The sequence below is a fragment of the Nakamurella panacisegetis genome, from assembly GCF_900104535.1.
Lineage (GTDB): Bacteria > Actinomycetota > Actinomycetes > Mycobacteriales > Nakamurellaceae > Nakamurella > Nakamurella panacisegetis.
Genome location: NZ_LT629710.1, coordinates 3,783,066 through 3,798,480, shown reverse-complemented (window position 1 = coordinate 3,798,480; position 15,415 = coordinate 3,783,066). Strand labels below are relative to the sequence as shown.

Sequence of the window (15,415 nt, the reverse complement as noted above, 5' to 3'; positions counted from 1 at the left end):
CGGTCATCCGACGACCACAGGGCTCTCCGTCGACCGCGCCGGAGCAAAGTGGCAGCTGGCGTGGTGAACGCGATTGATGGCCTCCGGTAACGGGTTCTCGGTGTTGCAGACGGCGCGGTCGTCGCGGCGCAGCGGGCCGACCGGGCAACGCAGCCGGTACTCACACCCAGGACCGGGCGCCGGGGCAGAAGCAGAGCTGGCCTCGATCGCCGAATCCGACAGCAACCGATGTTGGCCGACTTCAGGCACTGCCGCAAGGAGAGAACGGGTATAGGGGTGCTGCGGCCGCGAGATGACGTCTTCCACGGTCCCCTCTTCGACGATGTGCCCGTCGAACATGACCGCGACGTCGTCGCACATGTAGCGCACCACCGCCAAGTTGTGGCTGATGAACAACATGGACAGCCCCAGTTCCGATTGCAGACGCCGCAACAGGTTCAACACCACGGCCTGGACCGAGACATCCAGCGACGCCGTGACCTCGTCGGCCACCAGCACCTCGGGTTCGGCGGCGAGGGCACGCGCAATGGCGACGCGCTGCCGCTGCCCCCCGGACAGCTGACCCGGCCGCGAGCGGCCGAGATCCGGATCCAGCGAGACCAGTTCGAGCAGCTCCTCGACCCTTCGGGAGGTGTCCCGGCCGCGGCCGGCGCCCAAACCCTCGGCGACACATTCGGCCACGGTGAACCGCGGGTCGAGTGAGCTGCGCGGATCCTGGAAGACCAGTTGCACGCGTCGGCGGGCCTGCCGCGCCGCACGCGCCGACACGACAGACAGGTCCGTATCGCCGATCGTGATGCGCCCGGTGTGCGGCGCCAGCCCGACCACGGCGCGCGCGGTCGTGCTCTTTCCCGAGCCTGATTCCCCGACCAGGCCCAGGACGCGACCGGGGGCCAGGTCGAAGGACACGTCGTGCAGTGCGACGACCGAACCGTAGCGAACGCCGAGATCCCGAACACTCAGTGCCGTGTTCATGCGGCACCCACCGCGTCGGCCGCTTCGGCCTGGCGCGATCCCTGGACGGAGCCGGTCAGGGGGTGCCAACAGGACGCTCGGTGGCCGACACCGACCTCGGCCAGCGGAGGGCGGGTACTGACGCAGGTGGCGTCGGCCCGCGGGCACCGATCTGCGAAGTAGCATCCGGGGAGGTCAACCCCGGGGCCGGGCATCCGGCCTTCCAGGGACGTGAGCGGAAGATCCTTGCGCGCGGTCATGGTCGGGCTGGCGGCCAGCAATAGTTGCGTGTAGGGATGCGCCGGCGCGGCGAGCAGCTGGGCCGTTGGCGCCTCCTCTACGACGAAACCTGCATACATGACCAGAATGCGGTCACAGATCTCCGAGACGACGGCGATGTCGTGGGAGATGAACAGAATGCTGGCGCCCGTCCGATCGCCCACCTGGGCGATCAACCGGAGTATCTGCCGCTGGACCGTGACGTCCAGGGCGGTCGTGGGCTCGTCGGCGATGAGCAGCTTGGGTTCGCCCATCAGAGAGATGGCAATGCACACCCTCTGCTTCATGCCGCCGGACAGTTCGTGTTGATGCTGCCGATACCTGCGTTCTGGGTCGGAGATCGCCACCCCGGCCAGGGCCTCCAGGGCTCGACGCCGGGCGGAGGGCTTGGGTTCGTGCAGGTGGGTCACTGCGGGTTCGATCAAATGGGTTCCAATCTTCAGGGCCGGGTTGAGCGCCTCGCCCGGGTCCTGGAACACGACCGACATCGTCCGGCCGAGTTCGCCGTCGGTCTGCCTGGTCGGTCGCAGCAGGTCGACGTCGCCGAACCGCAATGTCTGCGCCCGCACCGAGCCAGGGGCTTCGACCAGCTGCGCGATCGCCGACGTCGCAACGCTCTTGCCCGATCCGGACTCACCGACGATACCGACCGTCTCCCCCGCGGCGGCCGAGAACGACACGTCGCGCACCGGAGTGGTGACCGTGCCGTCGGCCGCGGTGTAGAGCACCTGCAGGTGCCGAACCTCCAGAAGTGCGTCTCCGCCGGACGTCGAGATCGCATCCGGCTCGGGGGTGGGAACGGCAGCGAGCGCGGCCTGGGTCCGTCGGCGGGACACGGCTTTGCGCCCACCGATGGAATCGGCCAGGCGCTCGCCCACCATGTTGAACGCCAGCCCGGCCAAGACGATGGCGACGGCTGGGCCGAGCGCCGCGCCCGGGGAGATGTACACCCTGGTGAGCCCGTCGCTGAGCAACCGGCCCCAGTCATAGGCCGGGGGCTGCACTCCGAGCCCGAGGAAGCTGAGGCCGGACAGCGACAGGATGGCCGTACCGATGTGAATGGTGGAGTACAGGATCACCGGCTCTGCGATATTGGGAAGGATGTGGCGGCGCACGACGAAGAACGGCCCGCGACCGAGCACTCTCGACGCGTCGACGTAGTCACGGCTGACCGCGGACGCCGTCAGGGTCTGGGTGATGCGGGCGAATCCGGGAGCGAAAGCCGCACCGACGGCCAGCACACTGCCCACCGAACCGATACCGAAGAGAACGGCGAAGAAGATCGCCAGGAGCAGCGCCGGAAAGGCGATCAGCAGATTGATGACCGCGCCGATCACCCGCCCCAACCGCCTGGAGACACCGGAGAGCAGTCCCAGAGCGATCCCGATCACCCCACCCACCAGGGTGGCCAGCACGGCCAGCACCAAGGAACTGCGGGTGGCGACCAGTGTTCGAGCGAGCAGATCTCGGCCCAGGTCGTCGGTTCCGAGCAGGTGACGGCCGCTCATCGACTGGTTGGCGTCGACCACCATCGTGGATTCCGCCGCCCGTCCCCAGATCAACGGCGCGGCGATGCAGAGAAAGATGAAGGTCAGCAGCAGGATTGCCGACGCGCCGCCCGGAAGTCGGGGCCGGCGACGGTTGCGCCCAGGAATGGTCGACATCTACATCTCCCCCACTCGGGATCGCGGATCGAGGACGCCGAGCAAGAGGTCGACCACGGTGTTGAGCACCAGGACGGTCCCTCCGAGGACGAGAAGCACACCCTGCACCAACGGAAAGTCCTTCTGCACCACTGCTTGTGCGATCACGGTACCGACGCCCGGCCAGGCGAAGACATTCTCGACGAGCACGGTTCCGGCGATCAGCCCGGACAGGATGAGCGTGCCGAAGGTCAGCGAGGCCGTCATCATGTTCGGGAGCACGTGCCGGAAGTACCGCAACGCGGTCGGCAGTCGCCGTGACTTCGCGGCCCGGACGTACTCGGTGTCCAGCACCTTGAGCGCTTCGACGCGGACGATGCGGGAGAGGGACGCAGCCGGACCCACGACCAGCGCGATCACCGGAAGGACGTAGGAACTCGCACCGACGTCACCCGAGGCCGGGAAGATCTTCATCGTGACCACGAACAGCACGCTCAGTACCGTGGCCAGGACATAGTCAGGGATCGAGTTCAGCAGTCCGGTGATGTTGACGAACAGGGCGCGAGTCGTGCGACCCCGACCACCGCGGGTCCGCACCGCGGTCAACAGACCGATCGGCATGGACAGCAGGATGACGATCAGGAAGGCGGGGACCGCGAGTTTCAGTGTGTTCGGGAACCGTTCGCCCAGGATCTGGGCGACGGAGGAATCGCTGACGATCGAATTGCCCAGGTGGCCGGTCAGAACGCCTCCGAGGTAGTGCAGGTACTGGCTCAGCAGCGGCCGGTCCAGCCCCAGGTCGTGACGGCGGAGTGCGACGAGCGCCGGCGTCGCCTGATCGCCGAGCGCCGCCTGGACCGGATCCCCCGGTATCAGGTGGATCATCAGGAACGTCGCCGTGATCAACACCAGCAATGAGACCGCCAGCCGGATGACGCGGCGCCCGAGGAAGATGGCCCACCGGTTCAGCGGCCGAGCTCTCCTCCTGACCGCCGAGCCCGGCGGCACCGGTGATCCGGCACCGCCGTCCGGCGTCAGCACGATCTCTGTGCTCATCACTTCTCCTGATGCGCTTCTCGCGAATGTTACTGGTACAGACGGATACTGGTCGGTACGGCGAACAGCCCGACCGTGCTCAGGGTCGCTTTCGATGCGTAGATCGGCCGATCACCGCTCGAGATCGGAACGACATCCGCCCTCTTGAACAACGACTTGTGCGCCTGGCTCCAGATCGCACAGGCCTGGTCGGCCGGCGCCGCAGCGGCCTTCGCCGACAGTTGCTCGAACTCGGTGTTGGCGATGGCACCGGCGTTGCGGCCGCCCTTGGCCGGCGTGGCGCCGCCGAAGAAGGTGGTTGCCATGTACGGGAATTCGACATTGATCGCGCTGTAGTAGATGTCGAAATCAGCGGTCGTGTACAGACTGTCCAGGAACGCCGCGTTGGTCAAGCCGACCAGGTTCGTGCCGATCCCGGCCGCCTTGAGCTGCTGGCCGATGAGCTCAACGGCCGAGGCGGTCTGCGGCGCGCCGGTCTGGTAGATGACCTTCAGCGTCAGAGACTTGCCCGCTTTCTGTCGGATTCCGTCACCACCCTTGGTCCAGCCGGCCGCATCCAGCGCCTGCTGTGCCTTCGCGAGGTCGAAACCGGGCAGTGCGCCGGTGGTCTCGTCACCAGGGCAGGCGACCGGCGCCTCCGAGATCAGATTCGTGGCCGCCGTGCCCTTGTTCGCCGTACTGACCGGCACCAGGTCGCTCAGATTCAGCGCCTGGGTGACAGCCACCCGCACTCCGGTATCACTCGTGATCCGGCCGGACGCTTCGTTGTAGTTGACCTCGCCCACGATGACCGGGATGTCGAATCGCTTGATCCCGGTCTGGCTGTCCAGCCGCGCGCGATCCGGCCCGGTGATCTGGGCCGCGTTGATCTGACCGGATATCAGTTGGTTGGCCATGGTGGACTCGTTGGCCACGAATGCGATCTTCACGGTCGACGGTGTGCCTGCGGCGGAGGTGGCGGCTCCGGCCGGGCCCCATGTGTAACCGGACCGAACCTGCATTGTGTAGTGGTCGCCGGAGACGTAGTCGGTGATCTTGTACGGCCCCGTGCCATTGGAGGCGTGATCCAGGCCGGCCACGTTCTTCAGCCCCGCGGGACAGACGATGGGAATGGCACCGGCGCCCTGCACCAGCGCTCCGAACGCGGTCTGGGTGGTGATCGTGACCGTGTTCTTGGTGTCGTCCGCGGCGGCCGAGTACTTGACCGGCAGGGACAGCGCGACCCACGGTGAAAGAGTTGCCGGGTCCTTGATGTAGTTGAAGTCGGCGGCGATGTCACTCGGTTTCAGAGTCGTGCCGTCGCTGCACGTCACCCCGGTCTTGATGGCGTAGGTGACCGAGGTACCCGTCGTGGTCCACGAACTCGCCAGTTGCGGAACCGGCTTGCCGTCCGCACCCCGACCGACGAGCGTGTCGTAGGCGAACGCGTAGACCTGACGGTTGAGACCGCCGGTGCTCTTGTAGGGATTGACGGTGCCCGGGTCCGACCCGAGCGCCAGCGTGAAAGTGCCGCCGCTGGCCAGGCCACCGGCGGGCGCCGAACTGTTCGTACTGCTGCTGCTGGTGCCGCCACAGGCGGCCAGCACCAGCGCGAACGCGGCGACACCGGCGATATTCCGGAACTGATGAGTCATCTCGATCAAGCCACTTTCTTGTAGGAACGCACGACAACGGGCGGTGAGAGTGGTGATGCCACGAACCAAGCGCTGAATGTTTCGGAGATTGTTTCGCTTCCGGGACGTTACGACCATCGAAACGCTACGTCAAGATCGGGCCACGAAGAAGTTCCGGATCGATGGTCGCCCGGCACGGACCGCGCGGCCGCGGCATCAACTTCTTGGTCTCCGCCACTGGCGTCAGGCTCATCGAGAGGTATAGTCCGACTCGGATTCCCGATGCACTGGACCGATAGCCGCGCTAGAGTCACCTGGCAGAGGCTGGTCGAAACTTGGCATCGCAGACGGGCCAGTCTACGAAACTAATTCGAAACTCGGTGGGCCATTCGGTCGCCGGTGGACAGCGTGGTCCCGGCGGCCGGCGGCCGTTCGAGGCGAAGAAGAGAGATCTCATGATGGAAACGCCCGGCATCGTTCGTCCCGATCCCGCCCTGGTCGCCGCACTGGCCGAGATAGGCAGCGCTACCGCAAGCGGAGAACTCAACCGCCTAGGAATCCGCAGCTCCCACATCGTCGGCCCGTTCTCGCACAGCCCGGGCGTCAGTATCGCCGGGCCGGCCCTGACCCTGCAGTTCATGCCCAAGCGTGAGGACCTGTATGAGGTCGACGAGTACGCGGAGCCGGAGAAGCAGCTGCATCGGCACGTCCTGTATCACGCCCAGCCGGGAGATGTCGTGGTGGTCGACGCACGCGGCAGCATGACCAGCGGGGTGTTCGGCGAGATGATGCTGACCTACTTCAGCGGACTCGGCGGGGCGGGAGTGGTCATCGACGGATGCATCCGTGACTTCGGGCGCGTGAAGGACCTCGGACTGGGATTGTGGCTCAAAGGTGTGACGCCCAACTTCCACTCGCAGACCGACATTTTCCCCACCGCGGTGAACGTCCCGATCGCCTGCGGGAACACCGTTGTCGTCCCCGGTGACATCATCATCGCCGATGACGACGGGGCGGTGGTGGTCCCGATCGCACTGGCTCCGCAACTGCTGGCCGCAGCGAGCGTGCACGCCGAATGGGAGGACTTTTCCCGGATGCGACTGTCGGAGGGGGGTGACCTGCGTCGCTACTACCCGCTGACCGATGGAGCGCGCCCCGAATACGACCAGTGGCGCCGGACGCGGGAGCACGACGACCGCGCGCCGGACGACGGGAACCGGCCCGCCCCAGTGCCGAGCGGAGCGGAGCAACAGGGCTCGGCCGTGGGCGGCGGGGCCGGCGCGTCATGAGGATCCGTGAAGTGGTGCCCTGGCTGATCCGGTCGCCGGTGTCGTACTGGGGCGAGTTCCTGTTCGTCGAGGTCCGCACCGACGAGGGCCTGAGCGGATGGGGTGAGGTCACCACCACGACGAGGGTGGCCAACCGAACCGTGGCCCGCATGGTGCGCGAAGTCCAGGACCTGCTCGTCGGCTCCGACCCGGGGCGGATCGAGCAGACCTGGCATCGATTGTTCCGAGCCTTCACGTACCTGGGCAGCCGCGGCGCGGCAACCCACCTGACCAGTGCCATCGACATTGCCTTGTGGGACATCCGGGGCAAGGCCCTTGGCCTGCCGATTCACGATCTGCTCGGCGGGCGCGTCCGTGACCGCCTACTCCTGTACACACATCCCGATCAGAGCCGCTTTGCCACCCCGGGGGGTCTGGCCGACGAGATCGGCCGGATTACCGACTCCGGGCACACCGCGATCAAGTTCGATCCATTCCCCCATCCACCGGGTGTGTCACCGGACAACGACGGGTATCTGGACGGGTCGTTGTCCCGGAATCTGGAGCGGCAGGCCGTGGAGACGGCGACCAGAATCCGTGAGGCGGCCGGCCCGGACGTCGAACTGCTGGTCGATGCCCATGCCCGGTTCGATGTACCGACCGCCATCCGTCTGGCCCGTTCGCTGCACGAGGCCGCTGATCTGCACTGGTTCGAGGAACCGGTGCCACCGGAGAGCCTGGCCGCTCTGCAGCAGGTGCGAGATCAGGTGACGGTGCCGATCGCGGTCGGCGAGCGGCTGCACACAAGATGGGACTTCGTCCCCGTTCTGCAGGCGGGCGTGGCCGATTTCGTCATGCCGGACGTCACCTGGACCGGCGGCATCAGCGAGCTGAAGAAGATCGCCACCCTGGCCGAGGCTTACTACGTCCCGATCTCACCGCACGATGCCGCTGGCCCGGTCAATCTGGTGGCCGGTGCCCACGTCATGGCCACGGTCCCCAACTTCTACCGGCTCGAGTCCAGCAGCTTCGACCTGGCGGTCTACAACGAGCTGCTCACCACCCCGCTACGCAACCCCGGCGGCTCACTCGAACTGCCCCATGGCCCTGGTCTGGGTATCGAGTTCGACATGGATCATCTCCGTGCTGCCGCCCTTGAAGGCTTCAGCGGATGACGAACATCCCGACGATCTCAACAACGTGGAGGACCCCGTGAACATCGTTCGGTTCCGACGCCCGGACGCCGCGCCGGAGGTCGGCGTGCTCTCTGATGGGCTGATCCGGCCGATCCGGGACGCTCCGTCGCTCGCCCACCTGTGGCAGCTGACGGCGACCGAGCTACGGGAACGGCTGACCTCGTCACCGGGCATCGACGGCGTGGCGATCGACGATGTCGCGCTGCTGGCACCGGTCGACGGCCGCACCGAGGTGTGGGCGTGCGGAGTCACCTACGAAACGTCGCGGGCGGCCCGGATCGAGGAGAGCGACCGGGCGGCCGACGTCTACGCGCTGGTCTACGACGCCGAGCGGCCGGAGCTGTTCTTCAAATCGGTGGCCTGGCGTGCGTCCGGACCGGGCGCCCCGATCGGGGTGCGAGTCGATTCAACGCTCGACGTGCCGGAGCCGGAACTGGCGGCAGTGGTCAACCGGTACGGCGAGATCGTCGGCTGGACCATCTGCAACGACGTGTCTTCGCGAAGTATCGAAGGGGAGAACCCGCTCTACCTCCCGCAGGCCAAGGTGTTTTCCGGAGCGTGCGGCCTCGGCCCCTGGGTGACACCCTGGTGGGAAGTGCCTGACCCGTACCGACTTTCCATTCACCTGGACATTCAGCGGGACGGTGTGACGACCTGGACCGGGGAGGCGAACACGTCGGCACTGCACCGGCGCATCGACGACCTGGTCGGCTACCTGTTCCGCGGTGATGTTCACCCGGACGGCGCGGTGCTCTCCACGGGGACCTGCCTGGTCCCGGCGGCACCGTTCTCACTGCAGCACGGAGATGTCGTCACCATCGAGATCCCCGGGGTCGGTTCGCTCACCAACCCGGTGGTCCGCGGATTCGTCGGTGCGGAGGCGTCATGATTCCCAGCGTGGACCCGCGAACCGGCCAGACCGCCGCTGAGCTGGATGCCGAGACCACTTCCGCCGACCTGGAGCGGATCACCGCGGCCGCGGCCGCAGCCACCCGGGAGTTGGCCGAACTGAGTAGGTCGGGCCGGGCCGAAATGCTGCGGTCCATGGGCCGCTCGTTGGAGCGGCACCGCGACGATCTGGTCGCCATTGCGGACCGGGAAACCGGACTGGGACCGGTCCGGCTTGGCGGTGAACTGACTCGTACTCGTTGGCAGCTGGACCTTTTCGCCGACGTACTCGAGGACGGCGGGTATCTCGAAGCGACCATCGACCACGCAGGTGACACACCCATGGGGCCGCGTCCAGATCTGCGACGCATGCTCACCCCGCTCGGGCCCGTCGCGGTTTTCGGTGCGAGCAATTTTCCCTTTGCCTTCTCGGTTCCCGGTGGCGACACGGCCTCGGCTCTGGCCGCCGGATGTCCGGTGGTGGCCAAAGTGCATGACGCGCACCCGTTGACGTCTGTGCGTTCCCAGGAGGCGCTGGCCGAAGGCGCACGCGCGGCGGGGGTGGAATCGGACGTCGTGTCGGTGATCTATGGCCGGCGGGCGGCCGGCGACCTCGTGCGACACCCGTCGATTCGAGCCGTTGGTTTCACCGGTTCGCTGAGCGTGGGCCGCGAACTGTTCGACGTCGCGGGCGCGCGACCCACCCCGATCCCGTTCTACGGCGAACTCGGCGCACTCAACCCGGTGATGGTGTGCCGCGAGGCGGCCCGGTCTCGCGGTGAGTCGATCGGCCAGGGGCTCGCCGCTTCGTTCACCCTCGGAGTGGGCCAGTTCTGCACCAAGCCGGGCGTGGCGCTGATCCCCGCGTCGTCCGATGGGGACGCTCTGCGCGACGCCCTGGTGGGGGCGGTCGAACAGCTGCCGGCCGGTGTCATGCTCAGCGAGCGGACGCGGAATGCGTTCGCTGGCGGGTCGGTGGCATTGCGGGAACACCCTGGAGTTCAGGTTCTGGCCGAGGGGGGCGGCGGCAAGGAACGCGGCTGGTGGGGCACCCCACTCCTGCTGCGCGCTGACGCACGAGGGCTCGACGGTCCGGTCCTGGATGAGTGTTTCGGCCCCGTCCTGGTGCTGGTCGAGTACGGATCGGACGATGACCTCCTGGCCCTTCTGGCGCGTTTCGGCCCGGCCCTGACCGGCACGGTGCACGCCGATGACGCTGACCGGCCGGTCGCCGCGCGGATCCTGCGGATGCTCCAGGACTCAGTGGGCCGAGTGGTGTGGAACGGCTACCCGACCGGGGTGGCGGTCTCCTGGGCCATGCACCACGGCGGTCCCTACCCGGCCACCACCAATCCGTTGCACACCAGCGTGGGAGCCACCTCGATCAGAAGGTGGTTACGCCCCATCAGCTTTCAGGACGTTCCGGACGCGCTGTTGCCCGATGAGCTGAGGGACCGGCCCACCGGCGGCCAGCTGCCCAGACGCGTCGACGGGCGTCTGCTCCTCGCCGATTGAGGCCCCTACCCGTTGTCTTACCGCACAGAAGGAACTTCATGACCATCGGTACTCTCACCATCGACGACGTTCTGGGCCGCCGTTCGCTCGGCCGGACGGGGCTGTCCGCTCCGCGGCTGGCCATCGGCACGAGTGCGCTCGGGAGCATTCCGCGCATCTACGGTTACGGAGTGGACGCCGAGCAGGCCGCGGTCACCCTGCGCGCCGTCCTGGCCGGGCCCATCCGATTCGTCGACACCTCGAACAGCTACGGCGCCGGCGAGAGCGAACGCCGCATCGGTGCTGCGCTGCGGGATCTCGGCGGATTGCCCGACGACCTGTTGCTGACGACCAAGGTGGATCCGGACGCCTCTGGTGACTTCTCGGGGGACAGGGTGCGGCGCTCCCTGGACGAGAGTTCCGAGCGATTGGGGCTGGACACCTTTCCCCTGGTCTTCCTGCATGATCCAGAGCGGATCACCTTCGAGCAGGCCATGGGTCCGCGGGGGCCGGTGGAGGCGCTGATCGCCCTCCAGGAAGAAGGCCGCATCGGCCGACTCGGAGTGGCCGGCGGTCCGATCGGGCTGCTCCGCAAGTTCGTGGCCACCGATGTGTTCGGGGCGGCTCTCTCGCACAACCGCTGGACCCTGCTGGACCGATCCGCCGGACCGTTGTTCGATGACTGCGCCGAGCGTGGTGTCGCGGTGTTGAATGCGGCCCCGTTCGGCGGTGGGCTGCTGGTGAAAGGCCCCAAGGCGGCCCCGAGGTATGCCTACCGGGAAGCGTCGGACGCCATCCGCGAGGGTGCCGCGCGGATGCAGCTGGCCTGTGAACGGGCCGGTGTGCCGCTGGCCGCGGCGGCTCTGCAGTTCTCGCTGCTCGACCCGCGGATCGACAGCACCGTGGTTGGAATCACGCGGCCGGAGCGCCTGGCCGAGACGTTGGACCTGGCAACCACAATCGTGCCGGAATCGCTGTGGGCGGAGCTGGAGCAGGCCTGCCCCGCACCGCAGACGTGGCTCGGATGACGCCGGCGGGGCCCCGGCTGCGGTGGGCTCTGGTCGGCACGGGCAACGTCGCGGCCAGGTTCGGACTGGATCTGCATCTCTCGGAGCGACACGAACTGGTCGCTGTCCACTCCCGTAGCCCGGAACGCGGTCAGGCATTCGCGGCCCGCGTCGGGGCGCCGGACTGGCACAGCGATCTGCACGAGATGTTCGGGCGTAGCGACGTGGATGCGGTGTACATCGCGGTGCCACACACCCTCCACCACGTGGTCGCGACCGCGGCCATCGACGCCGGCAAGGCCGTTCTGCTGGAGAAGCCCTTCACGGTGACCGCGGCGCAGGCCCGGGATCTGGTGGAACGGGCCCGGTCCCGAAGGACATTCCTGATGGAAGCGATGTGGACCAGGTTTCTGCCTCACATGGCGCAGATCCGCAGGCTGCTCAAGGCGGGCCGGCTGGGAGACATCCGCGCGGTCACCGCCGAGCACGGTGTCTTCTTCGCCCACAACCCAGCTCACCGGATGTTCGATCGCGCGCTGGGCGGTGGGGCGTTGCTCGACCTTGCCGTCTACCCGATCTCGTTCGCCTCGATGGTCCTCGGGACTCCCGAGGCGGTCTCGGCCAGCGCCACCTTCACCGACACGGGTGTCGACGCCCAGACAACGGTGGTCCTCGATCATCGCGACGGACGCCGCGCGACAACCACCAGCAGCATGCAGGCGTGGTTGTCCAACCGGGCCCTCATCGCCGGAGACGCAGCCCGGCTGGAGATTGACCGCAGTTGGCTGCACCCGAGTTCCTTCACCGTGACCGATCGCGACGGCCACACCGAAAGGCACGAATCCGCCCTGGAGGGCACCGGATACCGGTTCCAGGCCGACGAGGTTGCCCGAGGCGTCCTGGAAGGAAAGCTCGGCAGTGACGTCATGTCACTGGAGGAGACGTGCTCGATCATGGCGACCCTCGACGACGCCAGGGCGCAGATCGGTCTGCGCTACCCCGACGAATCGGGTCCCGCATGACGGCCACGTTCGGCCGGGCCGAGGGTGATCCGGCTTCGGTGTCGGAAACCTGCCCGTCCCCGGTCCGCTTCGTGCGCGCGGTGCTGACGTGAACGCGCAGAACGGCTCCCGTCAGGACCGACCCGGCGCAGCGCAGCGTGCGCAGGTGCTGGACCGCATCCACGACCACGGAATTGTCGCGGTCATCCGCGCTGGAAGCGCCGACAGCGCGCTGCGGTGTGCCGTCGCCGTGGTGGCCGGCGGAGTCGGGGCGATCGAGATCACCTACACCACGCCGGATGCGGCCTCGGCGGTGAAAGCGCTCCGACGTGAGTTCGGGTCCGAGGTCGTGGTCGGTGCCGGGACTCTGACCGCGCTGCCCCAGGTCGAAGAGGCGGCCGACGCCGGAGCGGAATTCCTGGTCAGTCCGGGTGTCCGCCCGCTCCTCGCCTCGGCCATGACCGAGACCGGCCTGACGACGCTCATGGGCGTACTCACTCCGAGCGAAGTACTGCTCGCGGGCGAGCACCGGGCCGACGCGGTCAAGATCTTTCCCGGCAATCTGGGCGGCCCGGCATTCCTGTCCGCTCTGCGTGGCCCCTTTCCCGAACTCCGCGCGGTACCGACCGGCGGCGTCGACTCGAACAACCTGGCGGCCTGGTTCGAGGCCGGGGCCTGGGCCGTCGGTGTCGGAGGCGAGCTGTGTCCTCGGCCGCTCATCGACCGCGGTGACTGGTCCGAGATCACTCGGCGGGCACGGCTTCACGCGGCTGCACTCGAACGGGTCCCGAGCCGATGACGACGCCCGCCCGCTCCCGGAATGCCGGCACCACATGAAGATCACCGGACTGCGCTGCGCGGTCATCGGGCAGCACCCGACGATTCGGGTGACGACCGATGAGGGTATCGACGGTTACGGGCAGGTCGAGGCGTACAAGCCGTGGCTCAAGCCGGTGGTCCTGCACTTCGGGCCGTACCTTCTGGGATCGGACCCCACGGATGTCGAACGCGTGATGCAACGGATCCGCCGTCTCGGAGGGACCAAACCCTGGGGCAGCGCGGTCAGCGCGATCGAGATGGCGCTGTGGGACATCGCCGGCAAGGCGGCCGGTGTGCCGGTGTACAAGCTCCTCGGCGGAAAGGTGCGCGACCGGGTGCGCGTCTACAACGGCGGCGTGCGCGCACCCATGACCGGTCAGCGGCCAGAGGACTACGCGCAGGCCGCGCGCTTCTACCGCGATGCACCGGAAGGCTTCACCATCGTCAAGGAGGGCATAGCCTTCCATGGCCCGATGGCCGCCGCCACGCCCGGCTTCTTCTACGGCGACCCTCGCACCGGACCCCCGCACCCGGACGGCGGGTTGCTCACCGAACGCGGGCTCGACCACGCGGTGGCCTGCGTCGAGGCCATGAAAGCCGAGCTCGGTGACGGCATCGGCCTGGCCCTGGACTGCGGTCCCGGGTGGACCGTCTCCGACGCCATCCGCTTTGCGAGTCGAGTGGAGCATCTCAACCTGCTGTGGCTGGAGGACCTGCTGTCGGGTGACTACACGCCCTGGAACGACGTCGCGGGCTACCGCGATGTCACGACGAGCACCAGCACGCCGATCCACACCGGTGAGCAGCTCTACCTGCGCCAGGGCTTCCGCGAACTGCTCGAGCAGCGAGCGGTCCGGGTGATCGGTCCGGATCCGGCCGACGTCGGCGGTCTGGCCGAGCTCAAATGGATCGCTGAATACGCCCACCTGCACGGTGTGTCGGTAGCGCCCCACGGCGTCTGGGACGGCCTCATCGGACTGGCCGCACAGGTGCAGGTCGGCGCAACCATGCCCGACAACTTCATCGCCTTCGAGTATCCCGTGGCTCAGCCCGCCTGGTGGTACGACATCGTGGACGGGCTACCCAACCCCATAGTGCGCGATGGTCACGTGACGGTCTGGGACCGTCCCGGACTCGGCGTCACCCTGGTACCCGAAGCGGCCGCGCGTTACCTCCTGCCGGAGGACCGAGACTTCTTCGCCTGAATTGGACCTGACCGGAATGGATGAGGTGTGCCCCTTGCTCGACCTTCGCATGTCCGACGTTGTCACCGTGGGCGAGACCATGGCTCTGATGGCCCCCGAGACCACGGGCGCGCTGTTTCACACACCTTTGCTCAGGCTCGGGATCGGCGGGGCCGAGAGCAACGTGGCGATCGGGCTGCAGCGGCTGGGCACCTCGGCCGCGTGGGTCGGTCGGGTGGGCAATGACAGCTTGGGCGATCTGATCGTCCGCGAGCTCACTGCGGAGGGCCTGCGCGTGCATGCCGTCCGGGATGCAAATGCACCTACCGGATTGATGATCAAGGAGCGGCGAACCCCACTCAATCAACGGGTTTGGTACTACCGATCCGGTAGCGCGGGCTCGCGATTACGACCCGGTGACCTCCCGACCGGACTCGTCGAATCCTCCCGGGTACTGCACATCTCCGGAATCACACCGGCCCTCTCGACCTCCGCCGCCGGCACCGTGGCCGAGGCGGTTCGCGCCGCCCGGGCGTCCGGCACCGTTGTCTCGTTCGATGTCAACTATCGGCGAGCCCTGTGGTCGCCGGAGACGGCGACCGCAGCCTGCCGGGAATTGGCCGCGCAGGCCGACATCGTGTTCGCCGGTGAGGACGAGGCGGCCATGCTCGTAGGTCCGGGCCCAGCCGCGGACCTGGCGCGCCGACTGGCTGATCTGGGCGCCGGCCAGGTCGTGGTCAAGCGCGGCGAACAAGGCTGCACTGCTGTGATCGACGACCGCTTGTACGACCAACCCGCCATTTCGGTCACCGTGGTCGACACCGTCGGAGCCGGCGACGCTTTCGTCGCCGGATACCTCCACCAATTCCTTCTGGGTGCCGATGTGCCGACGAGATTGCTGGCCGCCGTTCGGAACGCGGCGTTCGTGTGCCTCTCACCCGGAGATTGGGAGGGTCTGCCGCGTGACGGTGATCTGGCTCTTCTCACCGATGCCGAGGCAGTACAACGCTGAG

At 67.5% G+C, this 15,415-nt stretch carries 13 protein-coding genes; 9 read left to right on the top strand and 4 right to left on the bottom strand.

All coding sequences use genetic code 11. The features are described from left to right. Positions 1-3: 3 nt before the first annotated feature. From BLS97_RS17080 to BLS97_RS17065, 4 genes are read right to left on the bottom strand one after another with little or no spacing between them, the layout of a single operon-like run. A complete protein-coding gene (locus tag BLS97_RS17080; protein WP_090478051.1) occupies positions 4-975 on the bottom strand; it encodes an ABC transporter ATP-binding protein in 972 nt (323 codons plus the stop codon). Further along, entirely contained in the window at positions 972-2,897 is a 1,926-nt protein-coding gene (locus tag BLS97_RS17075; RefSeq protein WP_090478047.1) for a dipeptide/oligopeptide/nickel ABC transporter permease/ATP-binding protein, read from the bottom strand. The genes BLS97_RS17080 and BLS97_RS17075 overlap by 4 nt, the downstream gene beginning before the upstream one ends. Continuing rightward, positions 2,898-3,932: an ABC transporter permease gene (locus BLS97_RS17070; protein ID WP_090482497.1), complete on the bottom strand. Its 1,035-nt coding sequence runs from the start codon at positions 3,930-3,932 to the stop codon at positions 2,898-2,900. It lies immediately after the preceding gene. A gap of 29 nt (positions 3,933-3,961) precedes the next feature. Continuing rightward, a complete protein-coding gene (locus tag BLS97_RS17065) occupies positions 3,962-5,566 on the bottom strand; it encodes an ABC transporter substrate-binding protein (protein WP_231988559.1) in 1,605 nt (534 codons plus the stop codon). A gap of 434 nt (positions 5,567-6,000) precedes the next feature. Between BLS97_RS17065 and BLS97_RS17060 the strand changes: the two genes are divergently transcribed. The 9 genes from BLS97_RS17060 to BLS97_RS17020 all read left to right on the top strand — a co-directional run bounded on the left by BLS97_RS17060 (position 6,001) and on the right by BLS97_RS17020 (position 15,414). Beyond that, entirely contained in the window at positions 6,001-6,834 is an 834-nt protein-coding gene (locus BLS97_RS17060; protein WP_090482494.1) for an RraA family protein, read from the top strand. Beyond that, the gene (locus BLS97_RS17055) at positions 6,831-7,988 is read left to right on the top strand and encodes a mandelate racemase/muconate lactonizing enzyme family protein (RefSeq protein ID WP_090478039.1); all 1,158 of its coding nucleotides are present in this window, start codon (positions 6,831-6,833) and stop codon (positions 7,986-7,988) included. The genes BLS97_RS17060 and BLS97_RS17055 overlap by 4 nt, the downstream gene beginning before the upstream one ends. Positions 7,989-8,025: 37 nt before the next feature. Next, positions 8,026-8,898 (top strand): fumarylacetoacetate hydrolase family protein, encoded by an 873-nt coding sequence (locus tag BLS97_RS17050; protein ID WP_231988156.1) that lies wholly within the window; start codon positions 8,026-8,028, stop codon positions 8,896-8,898. 8 nt (positions 8,899-8,906) lie between these two features. Beyond that, positions 8,907-10,412, top strand: coding sequence for an aldehyde dehydrogenase (NADP(+)) (locus tag BLS97_RS17045; protein ID WP_197676234.1), 1,506 nt, complete (start codon positions 8,907-8,909; stop codon positions 10,410-10,412). A 38-nt stretch (positions 10,413-10,450) separates the two neighbouring features. Beyond that, on the top strand, positions 10,451-11,419 hold the full coding sequence (locus tag BLS97_RS17040) for an aldo/keto reductase (protein WP_090478030.1): 969 nt from the start codon (positions 10,451-10,453) through the stop codon (positions 11,417-11,419). Beyond that, positions 11,416-12,420, top strand: coding sequence for a Gfo/Idh/MocA family protein (locus tag BLS97_RS17035; RefSeq protein ID WP_090478027.1), 1,005 nt, complete (start codon positions 11,416-11,418; stop codon positions 12,418-12,420). Before BLS97_RS17040 ends, BLS97_RS17035 begins: the two co-directional genes overlap by 4 nt. An 88-nt stretch (positions 12,421-12,508) precedes the next feature. Continuing rightward, positions 12,509-13,198 carry a bifunctional 4-hydroxy-2-oxoglutarate aldolase/2-dehydro-3-deoxy-phosphogluconate aldolase gene (locus tag BLS97_RS17030; protein ID WP_197676233.1) on the top strand — a complete coding sequence of 230 codons (690 nt, stop codon included), beginning with the start codon at positions 12,509-12,511 and terminating at the stop codon, positions 13,196-13,198. A 34-nt stretch (positions 13,199-13,232) separates the two neighbouring features. Beyond that, positions 13,233-14,423, top strand: coding sequence for a mandelate racemase/muconate lactonizing enzyme family protein (locus BLS97_RS17025; protein WP_090478021.1), 1,191 nt, complete (start codon positions 13,233-13,235; stop codon positions 14,421-14,423). Positions 14,424-14,472: 49 nt separating this feature from the next. Continuing rightward, complete coding sequence (locus BLS97_RS17020) at positions 14,473-15,414, top strand: sugar kinase (protein ID WP_090482491.1); 942 nt, start codon at positions 14,473-14,475, stop codon at positions 15,412-15,414. Position 15,415: the final 1 nt, after the last annotated feature.